The sequence below is a fragment of the Streptosporangium sp. CA-135522 genome (assembly GCF_050949235.1).
Classification (GTDB): domain Bacteria; phylum Actinomycetota; class Actinomycetes; order Streptosporangiales; family Streptosporangiaceae; genus Streptosporangium.
The window spans coordinates 912,270-929,138 of record NZ_CP192026.1; the positions used below are offsets into that span (position 1 = coordinate 912,270).

Below are 16,869 nucleotides of genomic sequence, written 5' to 3' on the forward strand. Positions count from 1 at the left end.
CCGGCGAATGCGCCAGCGGAAGCTTCTCATGTCTCAATCAGGTGACTTGTCCGGCTCACCGGCGTTATCCCGCTCTGTATCGTCTCCCTGAGCCTTCTCCCGCTCGGCCCGTCTGACGTCGCGGCCCGCCCCCCGCAGAGCCAGGCGCAGGGCGTATTCGAGCTGGGCGTTGATGCTGCGCAGGTCGTCGGCCGCCCACTTGGCGATCGCCTCGTAGACGGCCGGATCGAGCCTGAGCAGGATCTTCTTGCGCTCAGCCATACAGACTGCCGGTGTTGACCACCGGCTGCGTCGCCCGGTCGCCGCACAGGACGACCAGGAGGTTGGACACCATCTGCGCCTTGCGCTCCTCGTCGAGCTCCACGACGCCCTCCTCGGCCAGCCTCGTCAGCGCGAGCTGGACCATGCCCACCGCGCCCGCGACGATCTGGGTGCGTGCCGCGACGACCTGGGTGGCCTGCTGGCGCACCAACATGGCCTGGGCGATCTCCGGCGCGTAGGCGAGGTGGGTGATCCGGGCCTCCAGCACCTCCACCCCGGCCAGGCGGGTGCGGTCGCTCAGTTCCGCGGTGAGCTCGGCGGCCACCTCGGCGCCGTCGCGCAGGCTGGTGCGCCCCTCTTCGTGGGCGTCGTAGGGGTGGCTGGTGGCCAGGTGCCGGACGGCGGCCTCGGACTGGATCGCCACGTACTCCTCGTAGTCGTCGACGGAGAAGGCGGCCGTGGCGGTGTCGATCACCTTGTAGACGACGACAGCCGCGATCTCCACGGGGTTGCCGTCGGCGTCGTTCACCTTGAGCTTCGCCGTCTCGAAGTTGCGCACCCGGAGTGTGATCCGCCGCTTGGTGGTGAACGGTAGCACCCACAGCAGGCCCGCGTCGCTCACCGAGCCGACGTAACGGCCGAGGAACTGCACGACCTTCGCCTCGTTCGGGTTGACCACCACGAACCCGGTGGCCGTCACGACCGTGATCAATCCCCACACGGCCGCGGCGGCGACCAGGAATGGTGTGCCACCCGCCGCTGCGGCCGCGGCCATGACGATCCCGAGGGCCAGGAGCCCGACCAGGACGGCGAATCCGTTCATCCGGAAGGCACGACGTTCCATGAAATCCGCCTCTGCTATCGAAGTGATATCACTACGATAGCTCATCGCGGGTGGCGGCGAGCAATACGATTCGGAGGCATGAACGAAGATTCGCTGGCGGTGGGACAGCGGTCGCTGGGAGACCCCTCGATCACCTATCCGCTCTGGCCCCCGATGACCCGCGGCTGCCCGGAGACGAGCACTCCCGAGATCGCGTACCCGGTCGAGGTCGACTATGCCTACGACAAGGTCCCGGCCGGGCTGTTCGACCAGGAGATCGGCCCTGACCTGGGCCGTTGGGCCCCGTTGCTACCGCCGCTGCACGCGCCCACGCTGGGCGAGGGAGGCACCCCGCTGATCGAGGTCGAGGGAGTCTTCCTGAAGGACGAGTCCCGTAATCCGACCTGGAGCCACAAGGACCGGCTCAACCGCTGCACGGTCAGCGGGGCGCTCGGCGCGGGAGCCCCGGGAGTCGTCGCGGCCTCCTCCGGCAACCACGGCGCCTCGGCCGCCGCCTACGCCGCCCGCGCGGGGCTGCCCTGCATCATCCTCGCCTCGGCGGACTCCCCGCCCGCGATCCGCGACTTCATCCGCTCCTACGGTGCCGTCGTGCTGCCGGTCCCGGCGGGGGAGCGCTGGCCGCTGATGCGCAGGATCGCGGACGAGCTGGGCTTCCACCCGGTCAGCAACCTGAGCGTCACCCACACCGGGCACGGCTTCGGCCCCGAGGGCTACAAGACGATCGCCTACGAGCTCCACCGCCAGGTCGGCGTGCCCGCCGTCGTCTTCGTCCCGACGGGGTACGGCGAGCTGATCTACGGGGTGTGGAAGGGCTTCGCCGAGCTCCACCGCCTCGGCGTCACCTCCGCCACCCCCCGCATGTTCTCCTGCGAACCGGTCGCCGGCGGCCCGCTCGCCCGCGCGCTGGCCACCGGCCGGCCCGCCGTGTCGGTAGAGGTCCGCAAGAGCCTGGCCTACGCCATCGACTGCCCGGTCAACGGTTACCGCGGCGTCGTCGCGGTCCGCGACAGCGGCGGCGGGGCCGTACTGCTCACCGACGAGGAGATGGCCACCGCCCAGCGCGACCTCGCCCACCGGGGCCTGTGGCACGAGCTCTCCAGCGCCGCCGCGCTGGCCGGGTATCGCAAGCTCGGCGAGCGTTTCGACGGCCCGGTGGTGTGCGTCTCCACCTCCAGCGGCTTCAAGGACCTGGGCGTCGGCGCCACCCCGACGGTCCCGCTCGACCCGTCCTGGCCCGCCGTCCGCGAGGTGCTCAGAGCCCACGGCATGTGACCTGCCGCCTTTCCTCCTCCTTCGCGTACACCGGGGTGCGGACCAGCCGGTGGTGGGCCGCGTGGACACTGTCCGGTGTGGCCTGTCGATCATGCCGTGACTGAGCGTCTTAGCCGGCGGACATCGCCAACCGCGTGCTCAAGGCTCCCCGCGCAGGCCTGCGGCGGAACCAGGGACTACGACCGATGATGCCGATACATCAAACCGGGAAGTGGTGGCTCAGTCGTCGTGGGCGATGTGCATGAGCTGCCGCCACAGCAGCACCACGAACACCGCGGAGCCGGCGAAGGCGAACCAGAACGGCGCCGCGACACCGAAGCGGGTGGCCAGCACACCGCCGATCAACGAGCCGACCACCAGACCGGCGTAGACGCAGATGGTGTTGACGCTGCCCACCCGGCCCTGCAGCTCGCGCGGGACCGCGCGCTGGCGGACGGTGACCGAGGTCGTGCCCCAGATGAACGCGTGCGCGCCGAAGAGCAGGAAGATGCCCCCGGCGACCCACGGCGAATGGGTCAGGGCCAGGCCCAGGTGGGTGAGCGTTTCGATGATGAGCCCGATCCGCATCAGGGCGCCGAGGCTCACCCTGCGGGTGATGGCCCCGTACAGGCCGGTGCCGACCAGGCCGCCGATCCCGCCGATGGCGGTCATCAGGCCGAAGCCGATGCCGCCGAGGCCGAGCTGTTCCCGGGTGTAGAGGACGAGAACCGACCAGGCCGCGCCGAACGTGAAGTTGAAGATCAGGATCGTGAGCGCCAGCGTGCGGATCGCCGCGTGCCGGATGGTCCAGCTGAACCCGGCGATGAGTTCTCGTACGGTGTCGGGCTCGGGGTCGGCGCCCTGTCGGCCGTGCGGTGGCAACGTGAGCCGGGAGACCAGGACGATCCCCGCCACCACCAGGAGCAGCTGGCCCGCGAACGGCCAGGTGAAGCCCAGGCCGAACAGCGCCGCGCCGATCGGCGGCCCGGCGAGCTGATTGAGCGTGATGAATCCCGTGCCCAGGCGGGCGTTGGCGATGACGAGATCGTCCTTGCCGACCATCATGGGCGTCAGCGTGGCCGTCGCGTTGTCGGCGAACACCTCGGCGATGGACCGGAGCGTGAGCGCCACCAGCGCCGTCACCACGGTCACCGTGCCGGTCACCATGAGCGCGACGAGCGTCGCGAGCACCAGGGCCCGCACCGCGTTCGCGACGAGCACGATCCTGCGCCGGTCGTGCCGATCCGACAGCACGCCCGCATACAGGCCGAACAGCAGCGGCGGCGCCCAGCCCACCAGGGCCGACAGCGAGATCATCAGTGGATCGCGGGTCAACGTCGCGATCAGCAGCGGGCCTGCGGCGGCCGCGACCCCGTCACCGAGATTCGTCAGCCAGCTCGACGCCAGCAACCATCGGAATCCTGTCCCCAGCCGGGCGGGCAGGACCCTCTCCACCACTGTGATCACGAGCGCAAAATCATATATTTTGGGGGGATTTGCGGCAACACGTTTTCGCGTCTACGCGCTATGCCGGAGCGGCTGTTTCATAGGCCCCCGCCGGTGAAACAGCCCGGTATCTCAGCGGCGGGGGTTGGCGCGGCGGGTGGCGACGGCGGACAGGGGGTCCTCGGGCCAGGGGTGTTTGGGATAGCGGCCCCGGAGCTCGGCGCGGACCGAGCGGTAGCCTTCCCCCCGCCAGAAGGAGGCCAGGTCGGCGGTGACGGCCGCCGGCCGTCCCGCGGGGGAGAGCAGGTGGATCACCAGCGACACCCCGGCCACGCGCGGCGCCTCGTCCCAGCCGAACAGCTCCTGCAGCTTGGCAGCGAGGACCGGCTGGTCGCCCGAGTAGTCGACTCTGATCCGTGACCCGCTCGGCACCTCGATCCGCTCGGGGGCCGTGTCCTCCAGACGCACGCTCCACGGGACCAATCGGTGCAGTGCCGAGGCCACGTCCAGCCGTTCCAGGTCGGACCGGCGGCGGGCACGTGACAGCTCGGGCTCCAGCCACCGGTCGGCCGCGTCGATCAGGGCGGCGTCGTCCGTCGCGGGCCACGGGGCACCGAGAGTCCGGTGGCAGAAGGCCAGGCGCTCCCGCAGCGCGACGGCCTCGGGCGTCCAGCGCAGGATCGCCAGGCCCTCGGTGCGCAGCCCGTCCAGTACGGCGGGCCGGACGTCGGCGTCGCGGAGCGGGACCGAGGACAGCTCGATGGCGCCGAGGCGTTCCACCCGGCGGGCCGAGACGTCACCACGCCGCTCGCCGGGCGGGATCTGCCACACCACCTCCTCGCCGGAGCGGTGCAGGGGCGCGGCGGCGAGCCTGGCGATCTCCTCGTCGATCACGACGGCCTGCCTGATCCGGGCCGCGGCCGATCCCGCGGGCCGATCCGCCACCGCGACGGCCAGCCATTGCGCGCTCGCCAGCCGTGAGCCCTGGGGCAGGTCCGCCGCCGTTCCCGACGCCATCAGATAGGAGCCGCCCCGCCGCCTGGCCACCCGCTCGGGGTAGGCCAGCGCCACGACCAGCCCGGCCACGGCGTCGTCGCCCACTGCCGACGCCGTACCGTGCCCGGCCGGGGAAGCGTCCGAGCTCGCCTGGGACAGGCGCCGGACCTCCCGGCGCCAGCGCGCGGAGAAACCGTCGTCGCCCCGCCGGGCGGAACGCCAGAACGCGACCAGATCGTCGCCCGCGTCCCGAGGGAGCTGCTCCGACAGCAGCGCCACCACCTCGGCGGCCCGGGGGCCGACGTCGATCAGAGCCCTGGCCAGGCGGGGATGGACCCCGGCGGCGGCCATCCGGCGTCCCCGGGCGGTGACCCGGTCGTCGAGGGCGCCCAGGGCGTGCAGGATCCGCCGCGCTGCGTCCATCGCCGCGGCCGGTGGCGGGTCGAGCAGGGCCAGGCCGGTGGCGGCGGGATCGCCCCAGCAGGCGGCCTGGAGGGCGAAGCCGGTCAGGTCGGCGAGGGCGATCTCGGGCTGGGCGTGGTCGGGGAGCCGGTCGTGCTCGGCCGACGACCAGCACCGATACACCACGCCGGGGGCCTCACGCCCGGCCCGGCCGGCGCGCTGGGTGGCGGAGGCCTTGGAGGCGCGGACGGTGGTGAGCGAGCCCAGGCCGCGGGCGTGGTCGGTGCGGGGCTCGCGGGCGAGACCCGAGTCGACCACGATCCGGACGCCGGGGACGGTCAGGCTGGACTCGGCGACGGAGGTGGCGAGCACGACCCGCCGGTCGCCGCCGGGCGAGAGCACGGCGTCCTGCACGCGTGCCGGGGCCTGACCGTGAACCTGAAGGATCTCGACGTCGACGTCGAGGTCCCGGAGCGTCGCCGCCACCCTGCCGATCTCCCCGACGCCCGGCAGGAAGCACAGCACGTCCCCTTCGTGCTCCCGCAGCGCGCGCCGTACGACGTCGGCGACGTGGGACAGGAACGCGGGATCCACCCGCAGACCCCGCGGAGGCGTCACCGTCCGGGGCGGCGGCGCCCAGACGGTCGTGACCGGGTGCATGGCACCGCTGGCGTGCACGATCGGCGCCGCCCGCGTCGCGTCCTCATGGGGTACGGCCGTCGCCGGGCCGTCCGAGCCTTCCGGGCCTTCAGGGCCGCCCAAGCCGTCCGGGCCGTCCGGGCCGTTCGGGCGGTCCGGGGCGTCCGGGCGGTCCGGGGCGTCCGGGGCGTCGGAGCCGAGCAGCCGGGCCCAGGGGGCGGCGTCGGCGGTGGCGGAGGTGGCCACCAGCCGCAGGTCGGGGCGGAGGGTGGCGCGGACGTCGAGGAGGAAGGCCAGCGCGGTGTCGGCGTCCAGGTGGCGTTCGTGGCACTCGTCGATCAGCACCGTGTCCACGCCGTCGAGCTCGGGGTCGCGCTGGAGCCGTTGCAGGAGCACTCCGGTGGTGACGACCTCGACGACCGTCTTCGCGCCGGCCCTGCGCTCGCCGCGGACCGAGAAGCCGACCTCCGCGCCCACCTCCGACTCCAGCAGCCACGCCATCCGCCGCGCCGCCGCCCGCGCCGCCATCCGGCGGGGCTCGGCCACGATCACCCGCCTGGGGGGCGAGCCGTCGAGGAGCCCGGCCAGCGCGAGCGGGACGAGGGTGGTCTTGCCTGTGCCGGGAGGCGCGGTGAGCACGGCGACGCCGCGCTCGTTCAGGGCCGCGAGCAGCTCGGGCAGAACGTGGCGGACGGGAAGGCCGGACCAGTCGGAACGCACCCGGCCAGTCTCCCCGAGACCGGAGGGGTCCCGGTAACAGTGGGGCGGAATCCAACGAACCCGCACCTGGCCTGCGGTGACGTGGTGGTGCGCGAGAAGGGCCGTCCGCAACGTTTCTCAGAACCATCCGGTTCGAGGATTTGTGCGAGAACGGGTTGTGAGAAGGGTTCGACGGCTGCGGCCACCCCGTGAGGCGTGTCGGCGATCTTCTCTCGGAATCGGTCGTTCATGACGATCGCAACATGCTTAAGACGTGGCTTCTCTGGTCTGGGATCTGTCCCGCCGCTGGGCCCGAGAAGTACATCAGGGCTTGTTCAGGTAGGTGAGGACGGCGAGGACGCGGCGGTTGTTGTTGTCGTCATCGGTGATGCCGAGTTTGCCGAAAATGGAGGTGGTGTACTTGCTGATGGCGCTTTCGCTGAGGAAGAGTCGCTGGCTGATGGCCTGATTGGACAATCCTTCGGCCATGAGGCCGAGCACGGAGTGTTCCCGTTCGGTGAGCTGTCCGAGCCGTCGGTTGGAGGATCCGCTGGACAGCAGTTTGGCGATGACGGCCGGGTCCATGGCGGTCCCGCCACCGGCGACGCGTTCCAGCGCATCGATGAACTGGTCGGCGTCGAACACGCTGTCTTTGAGGAAATAGCCGATGCCACCGGAGCCGTCGGCCAGGAGCTCGCGCGCGTACAGCTGTTCGACGTGCTGAGAAAGGATCAAGATCGGCAGTCCGGGAACCTCGCCGCGGGCGGCAAGAGCAGCCTGCAGGCCCTCGTCCGACTGGGTCGGCGGCATGCGGACGTCGACGATGGCGACATCCGGCCGCCACCTCAGCAGCGCGTCGAGCGTCTCGGGTCCGGTGGTCGCCGTCGCGACCACCTGGTGCCCGTACGCCTCGATGAGGCGGACCATCCCGTCGCGCAGGAGGTAGAGGTCTTCGGCTACAACGATTCGCATGGCACCACCATTCTCACGCGGGTCGGACCGCCCGCCGGGCTGGTGATCTCCACGGTGCCGTCGAAGGCCGCCAGGCGGCGGCGTAGCCCGTCGAGTCCGCCGCCGGCGTTCACGCCGGCCCCACCCCGGCCGTTGTCTTCGACATCGACGATGACGGCGGTGTCGTCCCGGGCGATGGAGATCCGCGCCCGGGACGCGTGGGCGTGCTTGGCCGCGTTGGTCAGCAGTTCGGCGATTCCGAAGTACAGGGCGGACTCGATCGGCGGGTCCAGACGCAGCTGAACGTCGGCGTCCACCGTCGCTTCGAGCGGGCTGTCCAAGCCGAGAGCGCGGACGGCGTCGACGAGCCCTCGCTCGTTCAGCACCGGCGGGCTGATCCCCTTGACCAGGTCACGCAGCTCGGTCAGTGACGTGGCCGCGCCGACGCGCGCCTCCCGCATCAGCGCCCTGGCCTGGTCAGGGTTGGTTTCCATCAGCTTCTCCGCGGTCGCCAACGACAGCCCGAGCGCGACCAGGCGTGCTTGCGCTCCGTCGTGCAGGTCCCTTTCGATCCGGCGGATCTCGGCGGCCTGTGCGACCGTTGTGTCCGCGCGCTGGGCCGTCAGCTCATCCACCCTGTCGGCCATCGTCATCGCAGGCGACGCGCGCAGGAAGCGGACGGCTACCGGCTCGACGGCCCGCCACGCGTACGGGGCGCCGGCGATCGCCACGACCAGGCCGAGCACCCCGGCAAGGCGTGCGGAGAGCGCCGGCTGGGACAACCCGAGGACCGCCGCCGCGGCTCCGGCCGGCGGGACAGCCGCGATCACGCCCACGGTGACGGGCGCGATCCCTGTGAACCGCAGATCACGCCACGTGGCGGGATCGCTCCACCAGATCCGCATCTTCTGATCTTGGCGAGCGTCCCGATCGGTGCGCTCGTAGGAGTATCCGTTCCACCAGTACCCGGTTGACATCCGTGTCACCGGCCCGGCCTGCCGGTATCCGGCGGGAATGACGGTGCCCGTCCACTTCGCGACGAGGGAGCGGACCATCCGGCACACCGGGCGGGACAGGGCGAGCGTGCCGATACACGCCCACAAGAGCGGCACTATCCCCGACCACGGGTCTCCGCCCCACCACCAGATCCACAGCACCACGGCAGCGGCCCACACGGCCGGCACCAGCATGGCGACGACCACCACGACGCACGCTCGCACGAACCCCACGCAGGCGCTCGCCACCCAGGACACCGGCTGTCTCATGATTCTCCTTCTTACTTCATGACCCGACCGTGGGCCTCCGCGGGTCCCGCGCTACGCCGAACCGGCCGGAAACGGTGTGGTGAGTCCACTGTGCAGCGCACGGAGCCCGATTCCCGTCAGATTAGGCCTTAAGTAGGTCCAGACCCACCCAACCGTGCGTCCAGGCCCATACCGCCCCACCTGCGCACTCCCTAACTTCGAGTCCATACCGGACAACACGAAGGAAGGTGGAGACATGGAAACCCCCAACCGCACCACGACCGAGGCCGGCCACGTCAACCACCCGCATACCCGACAGGCCTTCGGCAGGGTGAAGAAATTCGTCGCGGCCTACGGCGCGCTCAGCGTCGCAGTCCTCATCGTGGTCGTCATCCTCTCGGTCAGGGGCCGCGAGGTGACCGCGTTCATGTGGGGCCGAACCGCGCGCCGCATTCCCCACGTCACGCTGACCCCGTCAGTCCTGCCGACCGGGTGACCAACGCCGGCGGGAGCGGTGTTCGCGGGGCCCGCTAAGGGGAGGCCGGGGCGGCCGTTCGCGGGGTTTCCTGCGACGAGGCGTCGGAGGCCGTTCGTGGCGGGGCCGATGTGAGGGCGGCGTCGAGTCGTGGCGGGGCCGAGGCGAGGACGGCGTCGAGCAGGCCGGGGAAGCGGCTGTCGAGCTCGTCGCGGCGAAGGCTGAGGTATTTGATACGGCCTTCCTGGCGGGTGCTGGTGATGCCCGCCTCGCGCAGGACCCGGTAGTGGTGCGACATGGTCGACTTGTGCACCCCCAGCGAGGCGCCCGTCTGCACGCAGGGATGCTCTCCTCCGCCGGAGATCCGGACGAGGACCTCCAGGCGGACGGGATCGGCCAGGGCACGCAGGACGTCGGCGAGCCGGAAGTCCTCCATGGCGGGTTGCGGCAACCGGTTCATCTTCCTCACCTTGCCTTCGGCCAAATGGTTTGACAATGATCAAACTATAGGACAGTTTGAAGGACATCAAACCATTTCGGAGGTTTCGTGAATCCTCGGCTGTACCCCCTCGCCCTGGGCACGTTCGCCATCGGCACGGGCACCTTCGTCACCGCCGGTCTCGTGCTCCCCATCTCCCGCTCCCTCGCCGTCTCCCCGGCCGCCGCCGGTCAGCTCGTGACCGTGTTCGCCGTGTCCTACGCGCTGCTGTCGCCGATCCTGGCCGCGCTCACCTCGAAGATGGCGCGGCGGCATGTGCTCCTCGCGGCCATGGGGGTGTTCGTCGTGGGCAACGCGCTGACCGCGCTGGCTTCCAGCTTCGCCCTCGTTCTCCTCACCCGCGTGCTGGCCGCGGCGGGTGCGGCACTGTTCACCCCGACCGCCTCGGCGGTCGCCACCGCCCTGGCCCCGCCCGAACGGCGGGGACGCGCGCTGGCGCTGGTGATGGGCGGGCTGACCGTCGCCACCGCGCTGGGCGTGCCGATCGGCACCTGGCTGGGCACCGCGCTGAGCTGGCGCGCCACCCTGTGGCTGGTCGCGGCGCTTGGCGTGCTCGCCCTTGCGGGAGTGGCCGCCGCCGTCCCCGAGGTCCGGCTCGGGGTCCCCGCGAGCCTGCGCGACCGGCTCGCCCCGCTCGCCGACCGGGGAGTGCTCGCCATCCTGGCGACCCAGGCGCTCACCTTCGCCGCGGCCTTCACGCTCTACACCTACCTGGGCTCCATGCTGGACATCCCCCTCCCGGCCGTCCTGTGGGCCTGGGGCCTGGGCGGGATCATCGGCAACCTCTTCGGTGGCCGCCTCACCGACGCCTACGGCCCCCGGCTGATGGTCTTCCTCGGCATCGCGGGCATCACCGTCTCCGTGGCCCTGGTTCCGGTGGCCACCGCCAGCCTTCCCGTCGCCCTCGTCTGGGCCTTCCTCTGGGGTGCGCTCGGCTGGCTGATAGCCCCCGCCCAGCAGCACCGGATGGTCACCTCGGTCGCGGGCAACGTCTCGGTGGGGCTCGGGCTGCTGGCCGCCACCCAGTACGTGGGCGTCTTCCTGGCCGCCCTGGCCGGCGGCCTGGCCTTGGACCGGTACGGCAGGGCGGGAATCGCCGTCCTGGCGACCGCCTTCGGTCTTGTCGCGCTGCTGTTCACCCTGACGACCTACCGCAGGCCGCCCGCGGCGCCACAGGTCGCGCAGCCCGTGCCCGTCTCCAACGGCCGCCATTGACCGGAACCGTGCTCGCCCTGGTCGGCCAGGTCTCTAAGGGCAGGCGGGCGTGGCCGGCACCCGGAAATTGGACCACCGGATCAGCACACAACTGGACCTTTCCATGATGGGGCCGCACGGTAGATTCTTGGCCGGGGTTTGATGGTCGCGGCGGCGGACCGGCTCGCCGACGTCGAAGACGCGGGACGTCGAAGACGCGAGACGCACAGGCCGGGGTCATCCGGCCGTCCTCGCCCCATCCCGCACCACTCCCGGAAGGAGCCCCCGAGATGATCGTGATCGCCCATCTCAGCGACATCCACATCGACAGTGAGCCGCGCAGCGTCGAGCGCACCCGGGCCGTCATGGACTACCTGGAGGGCCTTCCCTACGACCTGGACGCCGTCCTGGTCACGGGGGACATCGCCGACCATGGGCTGCCGGCCGAGTACGAACAGGCCCGTCAGTTGCTGACCTCACGGCACCCGGTGCTGATCTGTCCGGGCAACCATGACAAGCGCGCCGCGTTCCGGAGCTCCCTGCTGCTGCAGCCGGAATCGGCGGCGCCGGTCAACCAGGTGCACCGGGCCGCCGGATTCGTCATCGCGCTGTGCGACTCATCGGTGCCGGGAAAGGACGAGGGTCTTCTCGAGAAGGAGACGCTGGCCTGGCTGGAGGACGTGCTCGCCCAGACCCCGGACGAGGTGCCCGTTCTGGTCGCCTTCCACCATCCGCCGGCCCTGTTGCACAGCGCCTACATCGACAGCCTCCGCCAGTTCGGCGAACAGGGACTCGCCGAGCTGGCGGACCGCCACCCCCAGATCGCCGCCTTCCTGTGCGGGCACGCCCACACTCCGGCGGCGACCACCTTCGCCGGGCGGCCCCTGCTGGTCGCACCCGGGGTCGTCTCCACGCTCCGGCTCCCCTGGGAGCCCCGCGCGCACCCGCAGGACCACGTCCACCTCGACCTGCCGCCCGCGCTCGCCTTCCACGTCCTGGACGACGAGGGACGGCTGACGACTCATTACCGCTCTGTCATCGTCTGATCCCGCGAGGGCTGTTTCCGCCGGTACGGCCGGCGCCGGGAAGGGCCCGGCGGCCGGCCGGGTGCCCTCAGGTCACGGGGCGCTCGGACCCCGGACCCATGGGACGTTCGGACCTCGGACCCGGGCCGTGCGGCGGCCTCAGGCCGTGGGGGACAGGACGTCGAAGCTCACCAGGGCGATGATGAGGATGCCGAGGATGATCCGGTAGATCACGAACCCGGTGAAGCGGTGGGTGCTGATGTATTTCAGGAACCACGCCACCGCGGCGTAGCCGACGGCGAACGAGATCACGGTGGCCAGGATCGTGGGGCCCCAGTCGGGGGCGCTGCCGTCACCGATCTTGAACAGCTCCAGGAGGCCCGCGCCCAGCACGGCCGGGATGGCCAGCAGGAAGGAGTATTTCGCGGCCTCCTCCCTGCGGTAGTCGAGCAGCAGGCCCGCGCTGACCGTGCCGCCGGAGCGGGAGACGCCCGGGATGAGGGCCAGGGACTGGGCGAAGCCGTAGATCAGGGCGTGCGTGAAGCTGAGGTGCTTGTCCAGGGTGAGCCTGTTGCGGGCGGTGCGGTCGGCGAGCCAGAGGATGAGACCGAAGACGATCAGCGTGGTGCCGATCAGTCGCAGGTCGCGGAAGACGGTCTCGATGCTGTCCTTGAACAGCAGGCCGAGCACGACGATCGGCAGGGTGCCGGCGATGATGTACCAGCCCATCCGGGCGGCGTGGTGCTTGCGCAGGTCAGGTGTCCACAACGCGCGGACCCAGGTTGAGATGATCTCCCAGATCTCCTTGCGGAAGTAGATGACCACCGCGGCCTCGGTGCCGATCTGGATCACCGCGGTGAACGCGGCTCCCGGATCCTGCCACCCGAACAAGGCCGAAACGACCCTAATGTGGGCACTGGAGGAGATCGGCAGAAATTCCGTCAATCCCTGAACGAGTCCGAGGACCACCGCTTCGAACCAGCCGATCAACTTGGGTACCTTCCGTCCCAGTGCGTGCGTAACCTACGCGAGGCTAGCGGAGCGTGGGACTTTCCGTGACTCGGTCATTGGTTTGAGATGACTGTGAACCGGACGGCCGATCCCGGCGGCAACCAGCGATCCCGGCGGCAACCAGATCGAAGGCCGTCGCCTCAGCGAGATCAACAGGAAGTCCGCCTTCACCGTCAAGGCGGGATCGGAGTCCTCGCTCCGGGGCTACGTCCACGAAGGGGACTGATCATCCGGGCGCGGCTCCCGCTCCCATCCGTGGAGCGGGAGCCGCGCCCGCGCCTACTTGGTGATCTTGACGTCGTCGATCGCGGCCTCGACGAGGGAGGCGGTGGAGGCGTCGGCGGCCTCGACGAGGATGCGGACGCTCTGGCCGGCGAAGGCGGAGACGTCGGCCTCGGCGGTGGCCCAGGCGCCGTTGCGGTTGGTGGCCGCGCCGAGCTGCTGGAAGACCTGGGTGGTGGTGGAGCCGACGACCTTCACGCGCAGGTAGTCGGCGCTGGAGGCGTTGGAGCCGTGGGCGAGGTACCAGGAGAAGCCGAGCTTGAGCGGGCCGCCCGACGGCAGGGTGATGGCCGGGGACTGGATGGTGGTGGTGCCGCCGTCGATGTCGTGGTCGCCGGCGGAGGTGCCGGCCAGGCGGCCGGTGACCAGGTCGTTGCTGCCGCTGACGGGGGTGGCGAGCTGCTTGGCGCCGCTGGAGGTGGTGGCCTGGGGGACGCCGCGTTCCCATTGGCCGAGGGTGGCGGTGTCGGTGCCGGCGGGGTTGGCGGTCCAGCCGGTCGCCGTCTCGAAGGTGTCCTGCCAGACGACCGTGGGCGGGACCGCCGTGGCGGTCGTCCATACCGCGTAGGCGATCGCGTCGGCGTTGCGGTTCAACGCGGTGTCGTTGATGTTCGCCGAGGTGTCGCACGCCCGGTGGTAGCAGGAGTCGAACGCCTGCCCCGCCGTGCCGCCCCAGAGGGTGGCCTGGGCGCTGGACTTGATGCCCTCGGCGCCGGTGAACGTGCCGCCCGCCGGGATGCCGACGTTGATGAACGGCCCGTAGTCGGAGCGGCCGTCGAAGTCGGTGCCCCGGGTGGGCACGCCGATCGAGGTGAAGTAGGCCTGGAGCGTCGCCTCCAGCTGGGCGGAGCCGGCCGGGCCGGGACCCGAGCCGACGCCGTCGGAGTTGTCGCCGTCGTAGACGAAGTAGCCGGCGTTGGGCGAGCCGACCATGTCGAAGTTCAGATAGCCCTTGATCTTGGACCGTTCGGCGGCGGGGAGGTTGGTGACGTAGTACTGCGAGCCGCGCAGCCCCAGCTCCTCGGCACCCCACCAGGCGAAGCGCAGATGCTTGGTGGGCGTCAGGGCCTGCCGGGAGACCTCCAGCGCGGTCTCCAGGATGGCGGCGCTGCCGGAGCCGTTGTCGTTGATGCCCGGCCCGGCGGTCACGCTGTCGAGATGGCCGCCGACCATGAGGATGTCGTTGGGGTCACCGCCCGGCCAGTCGGCGATGACGTTGTAGCCCGTCGCGCTGTTGTAGGTGAACGTCTGCAGGGTGGTGGTGAACCCGGCGCCGTCGAGCAGGCCCTTGACGTAGTTCGCCGAGGCGAGGTTGCCCGGCCGGCCGTGGGCGCGGTTGCCGCCGTTGGCGGTGGCGATGGACTGCAGCTGCGCCAGGTGTGCCTTCACGTTGGCCAGCGAGATGTCCGGTGGGACGGCCGCCGACGCGGCCGGCGTGGTGAGCGCCAGGGGGATGGCCAGGATCGCCGCCATCCCGATGGTCCACAGGTTGCGCATCATGCTCCTCGGGTTGGGAGGTTGCGTGGGTCCCCCGAGCGGCGCGCACCTGGCGGGTGCGCGCCGTACAGCGTGGTGGTGCGCTTGGGCGGTGGCCTTCGGATCTGCCGCCTGCGGCGGCCGTCAGTGAGATCCGCGGGACACGGGTCAGCGGGCCGCGTTCTCCGGCGCCCGCTCGGCGGCCGTGGCGGACTTCGCCAGGGCGGCGGCGTCACGGTCGGGAATGGTGGACAGGTCGTAGGCGTAGAACGCGACGGCGTAGCCGATCGCCCTGGAATTGCGGTCGAGCGCCGCGTCGTTGATGTTGGTGATGGTGTCGCAGGCCGCGTGGTAGCAGGGGTCGTAGGGGGCGCCCGCCGTACCGCCGAACGCGGCGGCCTCCTCGGCGGTCTTGATGCCCTCGGCACCGGTGAAGATCCCGCCGGCCGGGATGCCCGCCGCGATGAACGCGCCGTAGTCGGAGCGGCCGTCGAAGTCGGTGCCCCGGAAGCCCAGGCCGCGCTTGCCGTAGAACCTCTCCAGCAGCTTCTCGATTTCGGCCGATCCGGCCGGGCCCGCTCCGGAACCCTCGGCGTCGGAGTCGTCGCCGTCGTAGAGGAAGGTGACGTCGTTCGGCGAGGCGATCATGTCGAAGTTCAGGTAGAGCCGAATCCTGTCCCGTTCGGCCTGGGACAGCCCGGCGACGTACTGGTCGGAGCCGAGCAGGCCCAGCTCCTCGGCGCCCCAGAAGGCGAACCGCACCTTGTGCCTGGTGGGCAGGTGGGCCAGCTTCAGCGCGGTCTCCAGGATGGCGGCGCTGCCGGAGCCGTTGTCGTTGATGCCGGGGCCTTCGGTGACGCTGTCCAGGTGGGCGCCGGCCATCACGACCTCGTCCCTGTCGCCCCAGGGGGAGTCGGCGATGAGGTTCCTGGTCTTACCGACCGTGGTCTTCGCGTCGACCTTCAGGTGGACGGTCGTTCCAGGGGTGTCCGCCAGGTCGAGGCCGACGGCGGTGGAGGCGAATACGACCGGGAAGCCGAAGCGCCACTCCCTGATGTCGAACTGGAACGGGTCGGTGCGGCCCGGCTGTCCCTCGTTGAAGAAGATCACACCGGCCGCGCCGGCCGCCTTGGCGTTGGTGGCCTTGTCGACGAACGGGCAGGTGCCCCGCTGGATGAGCGCGATCCGGCCGGGTACGAACCCGGCGAAGTCGGCGGCCTCGCAGCCCGCGGTGGAGGTGTTGGGGTTCGGCGGTGTCGGGATGACCGCGTCGACCACCTGGATCTGCGCGGTGACGTCCCCGGCGCTCGAGGAGACGACCGTGACGAAGTCGGCGGGGTTGGCGTAGGCCTTGGCCTCCGGCGTGACCTGCTCCAGGACCGAGGGGGAGAACTCCTCCCAGTTGACGGGGTATTCCACGTCGGTGGTGGAGACCCGGTAGCCGGCCCGCCGCAGCTTGTCCTTCACGTAGGCGAGGGACGCGTCGTATCCGGGCGTGCCCGCGGCGCGGGTACCGCCGTTGGCGGTGGCGATCTCCTGGAGCCTGTCGAGGTGCTTCTTCACGTTCTTGCCCTTGACCTGGGAGGAAAGGGCATTGGCCAGGACGTCGGATAGACCGGTCCCGGCCGTGGTGGTCGGGGTCGCGCTCGCGGGCGGGGTGAAGGCGAGCGGGAGGGCGGCGGCCGTGACCAGGGTGGCGGTCCGGAACAGATTGCGTCGTAGGCGCAGGCGCATAACGCTCCTTGGGGGGGTGGAACTTGGGGGTCCCATGCGTGCTAAGGCGGAACGTACCGTGATCAAGCAGCCTCGCCTAGGCCCATGACTTGGAGGTGCACGAATAGTTATCCGGGTCATCTGGTCATCCGGGCCGTCCGGCCCTGGGATCGACCCTGACAGGGTTTTCTCAGGGACGGCCGGGGAACGTGGGTGTCTTCGTCCTTCGTTTGGACAGGTGAAGAACAACGATCCGGGGAGACAACGTGCACCGTTCGAGAAACCACAAGATAATCGCCGGCGTGTGCGGCGGGATCGCCGAGAGCCTCGGCTGGTCGCCCACTCTCGTCCGGGTGCTGTGGCTGCTGCTCTCGCTCATCCCGGGACCGCTGTGGGTGGTCTACGTGCTCATGTGGATCCTCGTCCCCAAGGCGCCCGCGGTCCGCTACTGAAAATAAGCT

The 16,869-nt window shown here is 70.6% G+C and carries 15 protein-coding genes; 5 read left to right on the plus strand and 10 right to left on the minus strand.

Going from position 1 to position 16,869, the window contains the following annotated elements:
* Positions 1 to 33: 33 nt before the first annotated feature.
* Both ACQPYK_RS04530 and ACQPYK_RS04535 read right to left on the minus strand, forming a co-directional pair.
* The gene (locus tag ACQPYK_RS04530) at positions 34 to 261 is read right to left on the minus strand and encodes a hypothetical protein (protein ID WP_433250647.1); all 228 of its coding nucleotides are present in this window, start codon (positions 259 to 261) and stop codon (positions 34 to 36) included.
* Positions 254 to 1,105 (minus strand): SPFH domain-containing protein, encoded by an 852-nt coding sequence (locus tag ACQPYK_RS04535; protein ID WP_433250650.1) that lies wholly within the window; start codon positions 1,103 to 1,105, stop codon positions 254 to 256. Before ACQPYK_RS04535 ends, ACQPYK_RS04530 begins: the two co-directional genes overlap by 8 nt.
* Positions 1,106 to 1,183: 78 nt before the next feature.
* Between ACQPYK_RS04535 and ACQPYK_RS04540 the strand changes: the two genes are divergently transcribed.
* Positions 1,184 to 2,377 carry a threonine synthase gene (locus ACQPYK_RS04540; RefSeq protein ID WP_433250653.1) on the plus strand — a complete coding sequence of 398 codons (1,194 nt, stop codon included), beginning with the start codon at positions 1,184 to 1,186 and terminating at the stop codon, positions 2,375 to 2,377.
* Positions 2,378 to 2,596: 219 nt separating this feature from the next.
* On the opposite strand, the gene ACQPYK_RS04545 is transcribed toward ACQPYK_RS04540, so the two are convergent.
* The 4 genes from ACQPYK_RS04545 to ACQPYK_RS04560 all read right to left on the minus strand — a co-directional run bounded on the left by ACQPYK_RS04545 (position 2,597) and on the right by ACQPYK_RS04560 (position 8,754).
* A complete protein-coding gene (locus tag ACQPYK_RS04545) occupies positions 2,597 to 3,823 on the minus strand; it encodes an MFS transporter (protein ID WP_433250655.1) in 1,227 nt (408 codons plus the stop codon).
* A gap of 111 nt (positions 3,824 to 3,934) precedes the next feature.
* The gene (locus ACQPYK_RS04550; protein WP_433250658.1) at positions 3,935 to 6,559 is read right to left on the minus strand and encodes an ATP-dependent RNA helicase; all 2,625 of its coding nucleotides are present in this window, start codon (positions 6,557 to 6,559) and stop codon (positions 3,935 to 3,937) included.
* A gap of 303 nt (positions 6,560 to 6,862) precedes the next feature.
* Positions 6,863 to 7,510, minus strand: coding sequence for a response regulator transcription factor (locus ACQPYK_RS04555; protein ID WP_433250661.1), 648 nt, complete (start codon positions 7,508 to 7,510; stop codon positions 6,863 to 6,865).
* Positions 7,495 to 8,754: a sensor histidine kinase gene (locus ACQPYK_RS04560; RefSeq protein ID WP_433250664.1), complete on the minus strand. Its 1,260-nt coding sequence runs from the start codon at positions 8,752 to 8,754 to the stop codon at positions 7,495 to 7,497. The genes ACQPYK_RS04555 and ACQPYK_RS04560 overlap by 16 nt, the downstream gene beginning before the upstream one ends.
* A 235-nt stretch (positions 8,755 to 8,989) precedes the next feature.
* Between ACQPYK_RS04560 and ACQPYK_RS04565 the strand changes: the two genes are divergently transcribed.
* Positions 8,990 to 9,229 (plus strand): hypothetical protein, encoded by a 240-nt coding sequence (locus ACQPYK_RS04565; protein WP_433250667.1) that lies wholly within the window; start codon positions 8,990 to 8,992, stop codon positions 9,227 to 9,229.
* A 34-nt stretch (positions 9,230 to 9,263) separates the two neighbouring features.
* Here ACQPYK_RS04565 and ACQPYK_RS04570 read toward each other — a convergent pair whose 3' ends face one another.
* Positions 9,264 to 9,668, minus strand: a complete 405-nt coding sequence (locus tag ACQPYK_RS04570) for an ArsR/SmtB family transcription factor (RefSeq protein WP_433250669.1) — start codon at positions 9,666 to 9,668, stop codon at positions 9,264 to 9,266.
* A gap of 87 nt (positions 9,669 to 9,755) precedes the next feature.
* Between ACQPYK_RS04570 and ACQPYK_RS04575 the strand changes: the two genes are divergently transcribed.
* Both ACQPYK_RS04575 and ACQPYK_RS04580 read left to right on the plus strand, forming a co-directional pair.
* Positions 9,756 to 10,922 carry an MFS transporter gene (locus tag ACQPYK_RS04575; protein WP_433250672.1) on the plus strand — a complete coding sequence of 389 codons (1,167 nt, stop codon included), beginning with the start codon at positions 9,756 to 9,758 and terminating at the stop codon, positions 10,920 to 10,922.
* A gap of 269 nt (positions 10,923 to 11,191) precedes the next feature.
* Positions 11,192 to 11,947 carry a metallophosphoesterase gene (locus ACQPYK_RS04580; protein ID WP_433250675.1) on the plus strand — a complete coding sequence of 252 codons (756 nt, stop codon included), beginning with the start codon at positions 11,192 to 11,194 and terminating at the stop codon, positions 11,945 to 11,947.
* 138 nt (positions 11,948 to 12,085) lie between these two features.
* Here ACQPYK_RS04580 and ACQPYK_RS04585 read toward each other — a convergent pair whose 3' ends face one another.
* The 3 genes from ACQPYK_RS04585 to ACQPYK_RS04595 all read right to left on the minus strand — a co-directional run bounded on the left by ACQPYK_RS04585 (position 12,086) and on the right by ACQPYK_RS04595 (position 16,429).
* Positions 12,086 to 12,916, minus strand: a complete 831-nt coding sequence (locus ACQPYK_RS04585) for an undecaprenyl-diphosphate phosphatase (RefSeq protein ID WP_433250678.1) — start codon at positions 12,914 to 12,916, stop codon at positions 12,086 to 12,088.
* A gap of 300 nt (positions 12,917 to 13,216) precedes the next feature.
* Positions 13,217 to 14,719, minus strand: a complete 1,503-nt coding sequence (locus tag ACQPYK_RS04590) for a M28 family metallopeptidase (protein ID WP_433250681.1) — start codon at positions 14,717 to 14,719, stop codon at positions 13,217 to 13,219.
* A gap of 144 nt (positions 14,720 to 14,863) precedes the next feature.
* A complete protein-coding gene (locus ACQPYK_RS04595; protein ID WP_433250684.1) occupies positions 14,864 to 16,429 on the minus strand; it encodes a M28 family metallopeptidase in 1,566 nt (521 codons plus the stop codon).
* Positions 16,430 to 16,674: 245 nt separating this feature from the next.
* On the opposite strand from ACQPYK_RS04595, the gene ACQPYK_RS04600 reads away from it, so the two are divergent.
* Positions 16,675 to 16,860: a PspC domain-containing protein gene (locus ACQPYK_RS04600; RefSeq protein ID WP_433250687.1), complete on the plus strand. Its 186-nt coding sequence runs from the start codon at positions 16,675 to 16,677 to the stop codon at positions 16,858 to 16,860.
* Positions 16,861 to 16,869: the final 9 nt, after the last annotated feature.